The 14,257-nt window shown below is 56.7% G+C and carries 13 protein-coding genes; 5 read left to right on the plus strand and 8 right to left on the minus strand.

All coding sequences use genetic code 11. From position 1 onward, the window contains the following. The first annotated feature begins 8 nt into the window (after window positions 1-8). Window positions 9-500 (plus strand): YajQ family cyclic di-GMP-binding protein, encoded by a 492-nt coding sequence (locus MMS95_RS04240; RefSeq protein ID WP_004940373.1) that lies wholly within the window; start codon window positions 9-11, stop codon window positions 498-500. Window positions 501-525: 25 nt separating this feature from the next. Here MMS95_RS04240 and MMS95_RS04245 read toward each other — a convergent pair whose 3' ends face one another. The 8 genes from MMS95_RS04245 to MMS95_RS04280 form a co-directional block, all read right to left on the minus strand. Beyond that, window positions 526-1,890: an MFS transporter gene (locus tag MMS95_RS04245; RefSeq protein ID WP_015376841.1), complete on the minus strand. Its 1,365-nt coding sequence runs from the start codon at window positions 1,888-1,890 to the stop codon at window positions 526-528. Between the two features lie 198 nt (window positions 1,891-2,088). Then, window positions 2,089-2,979 carry a heme o synthase gene (gene cyoE / locus MMS95_RS04250; RefSeq protein ID WP_015376842.1) on the minus strand — a complete coding sequence of 297 codons (891 nt, stop codon included), beginning with the start codon at window positions 2,977-2,979 and terminating at the stop codon, window positions 2,089-2,091. A gap of 17 nt (window positions 2,980-2,996) precedes the next feature. After that, the gene (locus MMS95_RS04255; protein WP_004940369.1) at window positions 2,997-3,335 is read right to left on the minus strand and encodes a cytochrome o ubiquinol oxidase subunit IV; all 339 of its coding nucleotides are present in this window, start codon (window positions 3,333-3,335) and stop codon (window positions 2,997-2,999) included. Beyond that, a complete protein-coding gene (locus MMS95_RS04260) occupies window positions 3,335-3,949 on the minus strand; it encodes a cytochrome o ubiquinol oxidase subunit III (RefSeq protein ID WP_004940367.1) in 615 nt (204 codons plus the stop codon). The genes MMS95_RS04255 and MMS95_RS04260 overlap by 1 nt, the downstream gene beginning before the upstream one ends. Further along, window positions 3,939-5,930, minus strand: a complete 1,992-nt coding sequence (gene cyoB, locus MMS95_RS04265) for a cytochrome o ubiquinol oxidase subunit I (RefSeq protein ID WP_004940366.1) — start codon at window positions 5,928-5,930, stop codon at window positions 3,939-3,941. The genes MMS95_RS04260 and cyoB overlap by 11 nt, the downstream gene beginning before the upstream one ends. 3 nt (window positions 5,931-5,933) lie before the next feature. After that, the gene (cyoA, locus tag MMS95_RS04270) at window positions 5,934-6,884 is read right to left on the minus strand and encodes a cytochrome o ubiquinol oxidase subunit II (protein WP_004940365.1); all 951 of its coding nucleotides are present in this window, start codon (window positions 6,882-6,884) and stop codon (window positions 5,934-5,936) included. A gap of 440 nt (window positions 6,885-7,324) precedes the next feature. After that, complete coding sequence (gene ampG / locus MMS95_RS04275; RefSeq protein ID WP_004940364.1) at window positions 7,325-8,803, minus strand: muropeptide MFS transporter AmpG; 1,479 nt, start codon at window positions 8,801-8,803, stop codon at window positions 7,325-7,327. Window positions 8,804-8,854: 51 nt separating this feature from the next. After that, window positions 8,855-9,433 (minus strand): lipoprotein, encoded by a 579-nt coding sequence (locus tag MMS95_RS04280; protein WP_004940363.1) that lies wholly within the window; start codon window positions 9,431-9,433, stop codon window positions 8,855-8,857. A 314-nt stretch (window positions 9,434-9,747) separates the two neighbouring features. On the opposite strand from MMS95_RS04280, the gene bolA reads away from it, so the two are divergent. From bolA to clpX, 4 genes are all read left to right on the plus strand, one after another. Then, window positions 9,748-10,062, plus strand: a complete 315-nt coding sequence (gene bolA, locus MMS95_RS04285) for a transcriptional regulator BolA (protein ID WP_004940361.1) — start codon at window positions 9,748-9,750, stop codon at window positions 10,060-10,062. A gap of 367 nt (window positions 10,063-10,429) precedes the next feature. Beyond that, on the plus strand, window positions 10,430-11,734 hold the full coding sequence (gene tig, locus MMS95_RS04290; protein ID WP_031300019.1) for a trigger factor: 1,305 nt from the start codon (window positions 10,430-10,432) through the stop codon (window positions 11,732-11,734). Window positions 11,735-12,172: 438 nt separating this feature from the next. Beyond that, window positions 12,173-12,796, plus strand: coding sequence for an ATP-dependent Clp endopeptidase proteolytic subunit ClpP (clpP, locus tag MMS95_RS04295; protein WP_004940356.1), 624 nt, complete (start codon window positions 12,173-12,175; stop codon window positions 12,794-12,796). A gap of 143 nt (window positions 12,797-12,939) precedes the next feature. Beyond that, window positions 12,940-14,211, plus strand: a complete 1,272-nt coding sequence (gene clpX, locus MMS95_RS04300; RefSeq protein WP_242141412.1) for an ATP-dependent protease ATP-binding subunit ClpX — start codon at window positions 12,940-12,942, stop codon at window positions 14,209-14,211. Window positions 14,212-14,257: the final 46 nt, after the last annotated feature.

Consider the following 14,257-nt stretch of genomic DNA (forward strand, 5'->3'; position numbering starts at 1 on the left):
GAAGAAGTATGCCATCTTTCGACATCGTTTCCGAAATTGATATGCAGGAAGTGCGTAACGCCGTTGAGAACGCCACCCGCGATCTCGGCACCCGCTGGGATTTTCGCAACGTGCCGGCCAGCTTTGAGCTAAACGAGAAAAACCAAAGCATCAAGGTTGCCACCGAGTCTGATTTCCAGGTGCAGCAGTTGCTCGACATTCTGCGCGAAAAGCTGAGCAAGCGCAGCATCGACGGCGCCGCGCTGGAGATCCCGGAAGAGTTTACCCACAGCGGTAAAACCTACAGCGTGGAAGCCAAGCTGAAGCAGGGGATTGAAACCTCTGTAGCGAAGAAAATCGTCAAGCTGATCAAAGACAGCAAGCTGAAGGTGCAGGCGCAGATCCAGGGCGAAGAAGTGCGGGTGACCGGCAAGTCACGCGACGATTTGCAGAGCGTGATGGCGTTGGTGCGCGGCGGCGATCTGGGGCAGCCGTTCCAGTTCAAGAACTTCCGCGATTAATCTCGACGGGGCCGCCCCCGTTTCTTTACAGCGAATTGACCAGCGCTTCCAACTGACCGCGATTGGTCTGCTTGGTGTCCACCTTGACGTAGGCGCTGCGCTCTTCCGGCACCACGATCGCCTCGGCCACGCCGGGCTGCGCCTTCAGGCGGCTTTCCAGCGCCGAATCCTTCACCGCCAGTTCAGACAGCGTGATGCGCAGGCTGCTGACATACGGCGGTTCTTTCATGGTGCTGCTGACCAAGAACCAGACGGCGGCCAATACCGCGCCGGCGATAAACACCAGGCCTGCCCCCTGCAAACCGTACAGCCAGCCGCCGAGGCTGCCGCCGATCGCCACGCCGATAAACTGGCTGGTGGAGTAGACCCCCATCGCGGTGCCCTTATAGCCGGCCGGTGATTCTTTGCTGATCAGCGAAGGCAGAATGGCTTCCATCACGTTGAAGGCCATGAAGAACAGCTGCACGCCGGCGATGATGCCCCACAGGTGCGCGCCGGAGAGCCACAGCAGCACTTCGGCGCAAAACAGCACCGCCACGCAGCCCATAAACACCTGCTTCATGCGGCGATATTTTTCGGCATAGATGATGAAAGGCACCACGGCGGCGAACGACACCAGCATGGTCACCAGGTAGACGATCCAGTGTTCGCTGGCCGCCAGCCCGGCTTTCTCCATCGCCAGCGGCAGCGCCACGAAGCTCGACATCAGCAGGATATGCAGACACATGATGCCGAAGTTGAGCTTCAGCAGGCGCGAGTTGCTCAGCACTTTGCGGAAACTGCCGCGCACGATGCTGGACTCGCGGTTCAACAGGTGAGTATCGGCGGAAGGCACCACCGCCAATGTGATGGCGATGCCGGCCAGCGCCAGCACGGCGATCATCCAGAACAGCGCATGCAGGCCGAAGGCGTGGGTAATTATAGGGCCCAGAACCATGGCGATGGCGAAGGTGATGCCGAAGCTGACGCCGATGAACGCCATCGCTTTGGTGCGGTTCTGCTCGCGGGTCAGATCGGAGAGCAGCGCCATTACCGCGGCGGCGATCGCGCCGGAGCCTTGCAACGCGCGGCCGAGGATCACACCCCAGATAGAGTCGGTCGCGGCGGCGATCACGCTGCCGAGGGCAAAGATCAGCAGGCCGCCGACGATCAGCGGCTTACGGCCGATGCGATCGGACACCAGACCGAACGGGATCTGAAACACCGCCTGCGCCAGGCCGTAGATGCCGATGGCGATGCCGATCAGCGCTTCGCTGGCGCCGTTGAGCGCCATGCCGTAGGTGGTCAGCACCGGCAATACCATAAACATGCCGAGCATGCGCAGGGAGAATACGGTGCCCAATCCCCAGGTAGCGCGGCGCTCCTGCGGGGTCATTGAATTATCGTTCACATCAAACCTCGGTAAAAACCATGCCATCAGACGTTGAGACAGCGCCTGATGGCATGATTTCTGTAAAGCTGCGTCATTTTAGTGTGCGGGGCAGGGGGGGTAAATCGAATGTTGTTTAACAGATATTACAGTTTGGCCGCTTTTCGGCGTGACAAATAAAATGGGCCGCAAAAGCGGCCCATTCACAGATGATTTGGCTTACCAAACGTAGGTCACCAGCGCTTCAGGCGCCGCCGTGGCGCTGAAGTCGATCGACATCATCACGCTCAGCGAGGTGATGGCGACGATGGAGAACACGAACAGTTTGCGCGCCCAGACGCTGTCGTTTTCGGTTTTATAACCGCGCAGCGCCATGCCCAGCCACCATACGCTCACCGCCGCAGCGACGATCAGGTATTTGTAGCCGGCGTAGCCCACCAGGGTCAGCATCAGCGTGGCGATCATAAATGCCAGGATGTAGACCGTGATGTGGTTCTTGGCGACGGAAATGCCTTTCACCACCGGCAGCACCGGAATGTTGGCCGCCTGGTAATCTTTAAAGCGGAAGATAGCGATCGCATAAGAATGCGGCATCTGCCACAGGCTAAAGATAGCCAGCAGGATCAACGCGCCGGCGTCGAACTCGTTGGTGACCGCGCAGTAGCCGATAACCGGCGGCGCGGCGCCCGACAAGCTGCCGATCAGCGTGCCGTAGACCGAATGGCGTTTCATGTACAGGCTGTAAACGCCGACATAAACCACGAAGCCCATCACCGCCAGCCACATGGCCAGCGGGTTGGCCGCGATATACAGCAACGCGAAGCCCGCAATACCCAACACGGTCGCATAAACCAGGGTGACACTCGGCGCGATCAGGCCTTTTACCAGCACCCGATTCTTCGTTCTCTCCATTTTCTTGTCGATATCGCGGTCGATGTAGTTGTTAAACACACAGCCCGACGCGACCACCAACGAGACACCCACCAGGGTGGCGAGAAACAGGGGATAGTCGATGCTCCCTTTGGAAGCGAGCAGGAATCCCCCAACGACAGAAATTAAATTGCCGAAAATAATTCCTGGTTTAGTGACTTGCAGGTATTGCTTAATCATCACGTGCAGCTCAGCTCTTAATCGACCATCATATTGATGTTGAGGTTGTACATAATCCAGAGTGAACCTACAACAACGATACCGATGATCATAGCGGTGAACAGCAATGCCACCAGGTTCCAGCGCTCTTCCGATGAGGTGTTCATGTGCAGGAAGTAAACCAGGTGAACAATCACCTGGATAACCGCCATACCGACAACAACCGCCAGGATGGTTGAATGAGAGGCAGTGCCGTTCATTACCATCGCAAATGGAATTACCGTCAGGATGATCGACAGGATAAAGCCGATCAGGTATGACTTCACGCTGCCGTGGCTTGCGCCGCCGTGAGAGGTTTCATGGGATGAATGGCTCATTACATAACCCCCAGCAGGTAGACAACGGTAAATACGCAGATCCAGACCACGTCCAGGAAGTGCCAGAACAGGCTCAGGCACATCAGACGGGTTTTGTTGGTCGCGGTCAGGCCGAACTTGCTCACCTGAATCATCAGCACGATGATCCAAATCAGGCCGGAAGTCACGTGCAGACCGTGGGTGCCGACCAGCGCGAAGAAGCTGGACAGGAACGCGCTGCGATCCGGCCCGAAGCCTTCGGCGATCAGGTGATGGAATTCATAGATTTCCATCGCCACGAAGCCCAGACCAAACAGGAAGGTCAGGAACAACCAGGTGTTTACACCGCCAACTTTACCCTTGTTCATGGCGATCATCGCCATGCCGTAGGTGATGGAGCTGAACAACAGCAGGAAAGTTTCGACCAGGACAAACTTCAGGTCGAAGATGTCTTTGCCTGAGGGACCGCCAGCGGTCCCGTTCACCAGGACTGCATAAGTCGCGAACAAGCTCGCAAACAAAATACAGTCGCTCATCAGGTAGATCCAGAATCCGAAGACTTTGGTCTCTCCCGCGTCGTGGTGCCCATGCTCTGCATGGGCTGCGTTATGATTGGTCAGAGTTTCAGTTGACATGGTTCACGCCTGCTTTACGGATTTGTTCGTAGTGTTGGTTCTCAATGCGCTCGATTTCATCAACCTGCACATAGTAGTCAACATCGTGATCGAAGCTCTTGCCGATCCAGACAACGATCATACCGATGAAGCCGGCCAGAGCCATCCACCAGATTTCCCAAATCATTGCGAAACCGAATACCAGGCTGAAGAAGGCGATGATAACGCCGGCGCCGGTGTTCTTAGGCATATGAATCGGTTCGTATTTAGCCGGTTTCTTATAAGCTTCGCCTTTTTCTTTCATGTCCCAGAATTCATCGCGGTCATGAATCTGCGGCACTACGGCAAAGTTATAGAACGGCGGTGGAGACGAGGTTGACCACTCCAGAGTACGAGCACCCCATGGGTCACCGGTCAGATCGCGGTTTTGTTCGCGGTCACGGATACTGACGAAGATCTGGGTCAGCTGGCACAGGATGCCGCAGGCGATCAACGCCGCACCGCCGGCTGCAACCAGCAGCAGAGGGTGGAACTCAGGGTTGATGTTCTGGCTGATACGACGGGTCATGCCCATAAAGCCCAATGCGTACAGCGGCATGAAGGCGGTGAAGAAGCCGATGATCCAGAACCAGAACGCGCGGATGCCCCATTTTTCGTTCAGCGTGAAGCCGAAGGATTTCGGGAACCAGTAGGTCAGGCCCGCGAAGCAACCGAACACCACGCCGCCGATGATGACGTTGTGGAAGTGTGCGATCAGGAACAGGCTGTTGTGCAGCACGAAGTTCGCGCCCGGCACCGCCAGCAGAACGCCGGTCATACCACCCACGGAGAAGGTGATGATGAAGCCAACGGTCCACAGCATTGCGGAGTTGAGCTTGATGCGGCCCTGATACATGGTGAACAGCCAGTTGAAGATTTTCACCCCGGTCGGGATGGAAATGATCATGGTGGCGATACCGAAGAAGGCGTTAACGTTCGCGCCGGACCCCATGGTGAAGAAGTGGTGCAGCCAGACGATGAACGACAGAACGGTGATCGCGATGGTTGCCCATACCAGTGAGGTATAGCCGAACAGGCGTTTTCTGGAGAAGGTCGCGGTGACTTCGGAGAATACGCCGAACACCGGCAGAACCAGAATGTACACCTCTGGGTGACCCCAGGCCCAAATCAGGTTGATGTACATCATCATGTTGCCGCCCATATCATTGGTGAAGAAATGGGTGCCCAGATAGCGATCCAGGGTCAGCAGCGCGATGGTGACGGTCAGAATTGGGAAAGAAACGATGATCAGGACGTTGGTGCACAGCGCCGCCCAGGTGAACACCGGCATCTTCATCATAGGCATGCCAGGGGCACGCATCTTCAGAATGGTGGCGAAGAAGTTCACGCCGGTCAGCAGGGTACCCAGACCGGAAATCTGCAGACTCCAGATCCAGTAATCGACCCCGACGCCAGGACTGTACTCTTTACCCGACAGCGGCGGATACGCCAGCCAACCGGTCTGAGCGAACTCACCGACCCCCAGGGAGATGTTGATCAGCACCACACCCACCACGAAGAACCAGAAGCTCAGGGAGTTCAGGAACGGGAAGGCGACGTCGCGCGCACCGATTTGCAGCGGCACCACAACGTTCATCAGGCCAACCACGAAAGGCATCGCCATGAAGAAGATCATGATGACGCCGTGCGCGGTGAAGATCTGGTCGTAGTGGTGCGGCGGCAGGAACCCGGCTTCGCCGGCGGACGCCAACGCCTGCTGGCTACGCATCATGATGGCGTCGGCAAAGCCGCGCAGCAGCATGACCATCGCCACGATGATGTACATGATACCAATTTTTTTATGGTCGACCGAAGTCAGCCATTCGCTCCACAGCCACTTCCATTTACCGAAATACGTCAGCAGCGCCAGCACTGCCAGGCCCCCGACAATAATTGCGGCTACGGTGACCATGATGATCGGTTCGTGGTACGGAACCGCATCAAGTGTTAATTTTCCCAACATCAGTTATTCCTCGGCTCCGGCGTGAGCAGCATGTTCACCCATGTCCATACCTTGGCTCATGTCCATGCCTTCGTGCGCGCCAGCGCCCTTGTGCATATCCATGTCGCCCATGAATTTGGCAATTGTTTCTTTGAACAAATTCGGTTTGACAGCGGCAAAGTACTCAACCGGGTTGTTTTCACTCGGCTCTGCCAGTTTGTTAAAGTCGTCGGTGGTGTTCAGGTTTTTAGACGATGCCTTCACCTTGGCCACCCACTGATCGAAGTCGCCTTCGGTCGGGGTAACGATCGCGGTGAATTTCATACCGGAGAAGCCTGCGCCGCTGTAGCTGCTGGAGATGCCTTTGTAGGCACCGGCTTCGTTGCCGATCAGGTGCAGTTTGGTCTGCATGCCGGCCATCGCATAAATCTGTCCACCCAACTGCGGGATAAAGAACGAGTTCATTACCGAGTTAGAGGTGATCTTGAATTCGACTGGAACATCTTTCGGGAAAGCCAGCTCATTAACGGTCGCAATGCCTTGTTCCGGGTAGATGAACAGCCATTTCCAGTCGAGCGACACCACTTCGATCGTCATCGGCTTCTTGTCAGTGACAATCGGCTTGAACGGATCGAGTTCGTGGGTGGTCTTCCAGGTAATGGTGCCAAGGATGGCGATGATAATGATAGGAATGGTCCAGACGACCGCTTCGATCTTGTTGGAGTGGGCCCAGTTCGGACTGTACTTGGCGTCTTTGTTGGAAGCGCGATACTTCCAGGCAAAGGCGAACGCCATGAAGATAACTGGCACCACTACGATCAACATCAACGCGATTGCAGTGATAATCAGTGTCCGTTGCTCAACACCAATTGCTCCTTTGGGATTCATCAAAACCATATCGCAGCCACTGAGCAATACAGTGCCTGCGATTAATGACAGCATCCCAATACTTTTATTGTATTTCTTAAGTCTCATCTAACGACCTCAATAACAAAGGCTCAATTGTCGTTTCATGTGTGCGGGCATTTTACGGGAAGGTTGCAGTACTGTAAACATGCTTAAGGGAGTGTCAGCGGCTTGTTGACACTTTCTGTTAAGGGGGTCACAGATGTAACCCTGCGTGACAATTTACCAATGACAACAACGCGTTGGCACGCTGAATCGTGACGAGCAGCCCGTATGTTAAGGAAAACTAAAGGTATGATGAATTTGGCGAAGAAATGCGCGGCGGGGAAATACGCAGAAAAGGTTTATTTAATGTAAAATAATTGTGTCTTAAAGGTGAATTTAATTTTATTTCCGAGTGCGGCAGTCGGATAAAAAAATAATTTCCGCGCCGATTATCTTTTTTTACCGAAATAAATATTCCCCCGGATCGCTTTTTTTTCGGCCGGCGAAATCACCGGCCGTTCAGATTATGCCAAACGGGTGCGGCGCAGGGCGAGGTAATCCAAAGTACTGCCCATGGCGACGCCGAGCAGGCTCAGCGCGGCGCCGACCTGCAGCAGCCGATCGGCCAACTGTGGGGCCTGCGTCCAATCCAGCGCATTGGCGATAAGCAACAGCAACCACAGGCCCAACAGCGAACAGCCTAGCGTCAGCAAGCGCAGCGCCCAACGGTAAGATTCTGAAAACTCGGTGCGCGGCATAAAATTGCCATGCTGCTGGGTGTGCTCCAACGTCTGACGACAGATACCGAGCAGCAGCAAGCCGGGCAGGGCAGCGGCGATAGAGAACAGGTAGAACAACGGCCAACCGTGGGCTTCAACGAACCAGCCGGCGATCGGGCCGACATAGACGCGCCCTACGGCGGACAACGCCGACAGCAGCGCGAACTGGGTGGCGGAGAACGACCGGTTGCACAGCGTCATCAGCAGCGCCACGAAGGCCGCGGTGCCCATGCCGCCACACAGATTTTCGAGGAAGATGGCGCTGCCCATGGTGAGCAGGCTCTTGTCGGTCACCGCCAGGATCCAATACCCGAGATTGGAGACCGCCTGCAGGACGCCGAACAGCATCAGCGCGCGGAACAGGCTGAGACGCTGCATCAGCACGCCGCCGAACAGGGCGCCGACGATGGTCGCGAACAGGCCGAGGGTTTTGTTCACCAGCCCGACTTCACCGGCGTCGAACCCCACGCCGCGGATCAGGAAGGTGGTACTCAGGCTTCCGGCGAAGGCGTCGCCCATTTTGTACATCACGATCAGCAGCAGGATCAGCCAGGCGTTGTTGCGGCCGAAGAAATCGCGCAGCGGCGCGACGACCGCCTGTTCCATGGTGCGCGGCGCCGGGATGCTTTCGTCCGGCTCCGGCGCCAACAGCGTGGCGGCCACGCCGATCAGCATCAATCCGGCCATCAGCCAGTAGGTGGCTTGCCAGCCGAAATAGCGATCCGCCAGCCACAGCGCCAGGCCGCCGGAAACCAGCATCGCCAGCCGATAACCCAGCACCGAGATCGCCGCGCCCGTGCCGCGTTCTTCGGCTTTCAGCAGATCGGTTTTATAGGCGTCGAACACGATATCTTGCGAGGCGGAGCAGAACGCCACCAGCACCGCCAACGCCGCCAGCCACCACAGGTGCTGCGCGGGCTGCATAAAGCCCATCGCCACAATCGCCGCCACCAGCAACAGCTGGCTGATCAGCAGCCAACCGCGCCGCCGCCCGAGAAACGGCGGGGTATAGCGGTCCATGAACGGCGACCAGAGGAATTTGAAGACGTAGGCCTGGCCTACCAGCGAGAAGATGCCGATGGTTTTCAGATCGATATTTTCGACGGTCATCCAGGCTTGCAGCGTGCCGGAGGTCAATGCCAGCGGCAGACCCGACGCGAAGCCCAGCAGCAGCAGAATGGCGGAGTTACGCTGGGTGAAGATGTTCAGATAGTGTTTCGACATGAGTTCCCTGTCTGCGCCGCCCGATCCGCCGGGCGGCGCCAGGCGCGCCGATTAGCGCGCGTTTTGCTTGATGAAATCGTTGACGCTGGTGTCCTGAGCCATGTCGGCGATCACGTCGCCCAGCACGGAGTTGACGGCGTCGGTGATCTTCTCGTTGGTCGCCGTAAAGGCGCCCTGCACGTTATAGGTCGAGCGGTAATTCTTCACCTGCTTGTTGCCGTTCTTCGCCTGGGCGATGATCGAGATGTCGGCTTTGGTGGTGATGTTGTAGCGCAGGTTACCTTCGGCGACGTCCGCGTACAGGTTATTGACGACGATTTGCAGCGCCACCGGGCCGTCGGCACCGATCATGTAGCCGCGTGCGCCCATCTGTTTCTCCAGCACTTCCTGCAGCAGGAAACGCAGATCGCGCGATGGCGTCAGCGTGACCAACTGGCCGTCGCGGTTCACCTTGGCCAGCGCCTGGTCGGTGCGCTGATCCGCGCCGTTGATGCTGACAGTGATGCCCTGCAGGGTAGGATCCTGCTGCGGCAGAACGATTTTCGGCGTGACGTTCAGGGTGTTGCTGCTGGTCGCGCAGCCGGCCAGCAGCAGGGCGGCCAGCAAAGGAAGACAAAGTTTCTTTAACATGTTTTCTGTCTCATTCTCGATGGATTTAGCAATAATCAGAGCGGGATAGCCGACAACAAATTGCCGACATCATAGCATCGCCGCCGTGCGGTGGAAGCGCGGAAGGCGCCTGAGTGACAAATTTTTACCTGCCGTTGATAAAAACACGCTTTTTTGGCCCGCTCAATCGGATAATCCCCCAAGCGGCGGGGATGGCGCTCATCATTTGACCGCAGAAAAGAGAAATTTGTCCCGGCGATGGTCTAAACGGGGGAAAACCGGCTAATATTGAACTAGATGGGCACGGTCCTCTGCCGGTGTTGTAAGGAGATCCTATGATTCGCGAGCAAATAGAAGCAAAGTTAAGGGCGGCGTTTGAGCCCGCGTATCTGGAAGTCGTTGATGAAAGCTATCGTCATAACGTTCCGGCGGGTTCAGAAAGCCATTTCAAAGTGGTATTGGTCAGCGATCGCTTCGTCGGCGAACGTTTTTTGACGCGCCACCGCTCCATCTACGGCGTATTGTCGGAGGAGCTGGCGGACGGCGTACACGCGCTGGCGCTGCACACCTATACGCTCAAAGAGTGGGAAGGTCTGCAGGATACCGTGCCGGCCTCGCCGCCGTGCCGCGGCGCCGGCACGCTGGCCTGAGGGGGAAATTTTCAGGTATCAGTGGAACTTTGCCCTTGAATTAGGGTATTACTACTGACGAATTTTGAAACGGCCTGCGGGCCGTTTCTGTTTTTGACGACGACACGGCCGACGCGCAATGTGGCCAACGTTCGGTCTGTTTTGGCGGCCTTTGGGCGATCGAATCGGCAAAAGTGTGAGTTTTAGCGCGCCTGCGCCGCCTAGCTTTCCTCGACTCGCCACGCATGCGCCGCTATAATGTCGCGTCTTATTTTTCCGGAATGGTTTCGGGACGCTTCTGTCATCAGGGAACTCGGTTCTTATCTGTAGCCGTCCTGGTTCTTGGAACGGAGTTGACCGAGCACTGTGATTTTTTTGAGGTAACAAGATGCAAGTTTCAGTAGAAACCACTCAAGGCCTTGGGCGCCGTCTCTCTATTACTGTACCGGCTGATACTATCAAGCAGGCGGTGAAGAAAGAGCTGATCAACGCAGCGAAAAGCGTGCGTATCGACGGCTTCCGCAAAGGCAAAGTGCCGATGAACATCGTGGAACAGCGTTACGGCGCCTCTGTTCGTCAGGACGTGCTGGGCGAAGCGATGCAGCGCAGCTTCGTTGACGCGATCATCAAAGAAAAGATTAATCCGGCCGGCGCACCAAACTACGTGCCGGGCGAGTACAAAGAAGGTGAAGACTTCACTTTCGCCGTTGAATTCGAAGTGTATCCAGAAGTTGAGCTGAAAGGCCTGGAAAACATCGAAGTCGAAAAACCCGTAGTTGAAGTGAACGACGAAGACGTCGACGCGATGCTGGATACCCTGCGCAAGCAGCAGGCCACCTGGAAAGAAACCGATCGCGCGGCGGAAGCTGAAGATCGCGTGACCGTTGACTTCACCGGTTCTATCGACGGTGAAGAGTTCGAAGGCGGCAAAGCGTCCGACTTCGTGCTGGCAATGGGCCAGGGCCGCATGATCCCAGGCTTCGAAGAAGGCCTGGTCGGTCACAAAGCGGGCGAAGAGTTCTCCATCGACGTGAACTTCCCGGAAGACTACCATGCGGAAAACCTGAAGGGCAAAGCGGCCAAATTCGCTATCGTGCTGAAGAAAGTTGAAGAGCGCGAGCTGCCGGAACTGACCGAAGAGTTCATCAAGCGTTTCGGCGTGGCGGACGGTTCCGTTGCCGGCCTGCGCACCGAGGTTCGCAAGAACATGGAGCGCGAGCTGAAAGGCGCCGTGCGTAACCGCATCAAGTCTCAGGCGATCGAAGGCCTGGTGAGCGCGAACGAAATCGACGTGCCTGCTGCCCTGATCGACGGCGAAATCGACGTGCTGCGTCGTCAGGCTGCACAGCGTTTCGGCGGCAACGAGAAGCAAGCGCTGGAACTGCCACGTGAACTGTTCGAAGAGCAAGCGAAACGCCGCGTAGTGGTTGGCCTGCTGCTGGGTGAAGTGATCAGCACCAACGATCTGAAAGCTGACGAAGACCGCGTGAAGACGCTGATCGAAGAAATGGCCTCCGCCTACGAAGATCCGAGCGAAGTCATCGAGTTCTACAGCAAAAACAAAGAGCTGATGAACAACATGCGCAACGTGGCTCTGGAAGAGCAAGCGGTTGAAGCCCTGCTGGCGAAAGCGAAAGTGACTGAAAAAGCCACTACCTTCAGCGAGCTGATGAACCAGACTCAACAGGCGTAATGCCGGCGTGCCGGGCGCGATGAACGGCGCCCCCGGTTTCGCCTGGCGAACCGGCGCACGATGAAAAAGCCCGCAACCTCAGGTTGCGGGCTTTTCTTTTTGCCACGTTGCTGATTAATCTCAGGTTAAGCGGGATAATATGCACTATATTTACCCTGTTGCCTGGGGAACTGGCTGGCATGATAAAGGTCAGAATAACGGCATCGTTTCCGGCGCGCGGAGAAAATCGGCCTCTGGGCTTGAAATCGCGCCGGGCTCCCCCCATCTGTAAAGAATAATTCTGGGGCTGTTTGCCAAAGTGCGCGGGATAAAACAACCGTCGGGTACGTGCGGCGCGGGTCGAATGCTTGAGCATAGTCATCATGGCCGTTCTCAAGTAGAATCGGCGTATTAGGGTGACACCCTGGCCGCCAAGGCAATTTCTATTAGGAGACGGTAATGTCATACAGTGGCGAACGAGATCAATTTGCACCGAACATGGCGCTGGTGCCGATGGTGGTAGAGCAGACTTCACGCGGGGAGCGTTCTTACGACATTTATTCCCGCCTGCTGAAAGAGCGCATCATTTTCCTGACCGGCCAGGTGGAAGATCACATGGCCAACCTGATCGTGGCGCAAATGCTGTTCCTCGAAGCGGAAAGCCCGGAAAAAGACATTTACCTCTACATCAACTCGCCGGGTGGGGTAATTACCGCGGGCATGTCGATTTACGACACCATGAAGTTCATCAAGCCGGACGTCAGCACCATCTGTATGGGCCAGGCGTGCTCGATGGGCTCCTTCCTGCTGACCGCGGGCGCCAAAGGCAAACGTTTCTGCTTGCCGAACTCGCGCGTGATGATTCACCAGCCGCTGGGCGGCTACCAGGGCCAGGCGACGGACATCGAAATCCACGCGCGTGAAATCCTCAAGGTGAAAGCGCGCATGAACGAACTGATGGCCGAGCATACCGGCCAGCCGCTGGAGCAGATCGAGCGCGATACCGAGCGCGATCGCTTTATGACCGCGGAAGAAGCCGTGGAATACGGCCTGGTTGACGGCATTCTGACACACCGCAGCTAGAACCACGCGGCGCCGATGGACTATAGTAATCAGAGTGGGCAGGGGCTCGTTCTGTTGCGGCCCCTCGGCGTTCCCGATATGAGTTTGGGCGCACTGCCGCCGTGATTTTCCTGCGGGACAAGACTAAAGAAGAGGTTTGACTGATGACAGATAAGCGCAAAGACGGTTCAGGAAAGCTGCTGTACTGCTCTTTTTGCGGCAAAAGCCAGCATGAAGTGCGTAAGCTGATTGCCGGGCCGTCAGTGTATATCTGCGATGAATGTGTCGATCTGTGTAACGACATTATTCGCGAAGAGATTAAAGAAGTTGCCCCGCATCGTGAGCGCAGTGCGCTGCCGACGCCACACGAAATTCGCCACCACCTGGATGACTACGTCATCGGCCAGGAGCAGGCGAAGAAAGTGCTGGCGGTTGCGGTGTACAACCACTACAAACGCCTGCGCAACGGCGATACCAGCAACGGTATCGAGTTGGGCAAGAGCAACATCTTGCTGATCGGCCCGACCGGCAGCGGCAAGACGCTGCTGGCGGAAACGCTGGCGCGCTTCCTGGACGTGCCGTTCACCATGGCCGACGCCACCACGCTGACCGAAGCCGGTTACGTGGGCGAGGACGTGGAAAATATTATCCAGAAGCTGTTGCAAAAATGTGACTATGACGTGCAGAAAGCGCAGCGCGGCATCGTTTATATCGATGAAATCGATAAGATTTCCCGTAAGTCCGACAACCCGTCGATCACGCGTGACGTCTCGGGTGAAGGCGTGCAGCAGGCGCTGCTGAAGCTGATTGAAGGCACCATCGCCGCGGTTCCGCCGCAGGGCGGGCGCAAGCATCCGCAACAGGAATTCCTGCAGGTCGATACTTCCAAGATCCTGTTTATCTGCGGCGGCGCATTTGCCGGCCTGGATAAGGTGATCGGTCAACGCGTCAACACCGGCTCCGGCATCGGCTTCGGCGCGACCGTCAAGGGCGAGTCCGAGAAGGCCACCGAAGGCGAACTGCTGCTGCAGGCCGAACCGGAAGATTTGATCAAGTTTGGTCTGATCCCTGAGTTCATCGGCCGTCTGCCGGTGGTGGCGACCCTGAGCGAGCTGAGCGAGGACGCGCTGATTCAGATCCTGAAAGAGCCGAAGAACGCCCTGACCAAGCAGTATCAGGCGCTGTTCAATCTGGAGGGCGTGGAGCTGGAGTTCCGCGACGAAGCGCTGAACGCCATCGCCAAGAAAGCCATGGCGCGCAAAACCGGCGCCCGCGGCCTGCGTTCCATCGTGGAAAGCGCGCTGCTCGACACCATGTACGATCTGCCGTCGATGGACAGCGTAGACAAAGTGGTGATCGACGAGTCGGTGATCGCCGGCCAATCCAAACCGCTGCTGATTTACGGCAAGCCTGAAGCCCAGGCGTCTGGCGAATAATTAGCCAGTTAAACCAGCGCGTTATCAGCAAAATGGGGGATTTCAT

Source organism: Serratia sp. PGPR-27, from assembly GCF_022678525.1.
GTDB classification, from domain to species: domain Bacteria; phylum Pseudomonadota; class Gammaproteobacteria; order Enterobacterales; family Enterobacteriaceae; genus Serratia; species Serratia nematodiphila.

What these genes read in the sequence shown, in the direction of transcription:
- MMS95_RS04240 (WP_004940373.1), top strand. Translation starts at nt 9, where the DNA reads ATGCCATCTTTCGACATCGTTTCCGAAATTGATATGCAGGAAGTGCGT.
- cyoE (WP_015376842.1), bottom strand. Translation starts at nt 2,979, where the DNA reads ATGATTAAGCAATACCTGCAAGTCACTAAACCAGGAATTATTTTCGGC.
- MMS95_RS04255 (WP_004940369.1), bottom strand. Translation starts at nt 3,335, where the DNA reads ATGAGCCATTCATCCCATGAAACCTCTCACGGCGGCGCAAGCCACGGC.
- MMS95_RS04260 (WP_004940367.1), bottom strand. Translation starts at nt 3,949, where the DNA reads ATGTCAACTGAAACTCTGACCAATCATAACGCAGCCCATGCAGAGCAT.
- cyoB (WP_004940366.1), bottom strand. Translation starts at nt 5,930, where the DNA reads ATGTTGGGAAAATTAACACTTGATGCGGTTCCGTACCACGAACCGATC.
- cyoA (WP_004940365.1), bottom strand. Translation starts at nt 6,884, where the DNA reads ATGAGACTTAAGAAATACAATAAAAGTATTGGGATGCTGTCATTAATC.
- ampG (WP_004940364.1), bottom strand. Translation starts at nt 8,803, where the DNA reads ATGTCGAAACACTATCTGAACATCTTCACCCAGCGTAACTCCGCCATT.
- MMS95_RS04280 (WP_004940363.1), bottom strand. Translation starts at nt 9,433, where the DNA reads ATGTTAAAGAAACTTTGTCTTCCTTTGCTGGCCGCCCTGCTGCTGGCC.
- bolA (WP_004940361.1), top strand. Translation starts at nt 9,748, where the DNA reads ATGATTCGCGAGCAAATAGAAGCAAAGTTAAGGGCGGCGTTTGAGCCC.
- tig (WP_031300019.1), top strand. Translation starts at nt 10,430, where the DNA reads ATGCAAGTTTCAGTAGAAACCACTCAAGGCCTTGGGCGCCGTCTCTCT.
- clpP (WP_004940356.1), top strand. Translation starts at nt 12,173, where the DNA reads ATGTCATACAGTGGCGAACGAGATCAATTTGCACCGAACATGGCGCTG.
- clpX (WP_242141412.1), top strand. Translation starts at nt 12,940, where the DNA reads ATGACAGATAAGCGCAAAGACGGTTCAGGAAAGCTGCTGTACTGCTCT.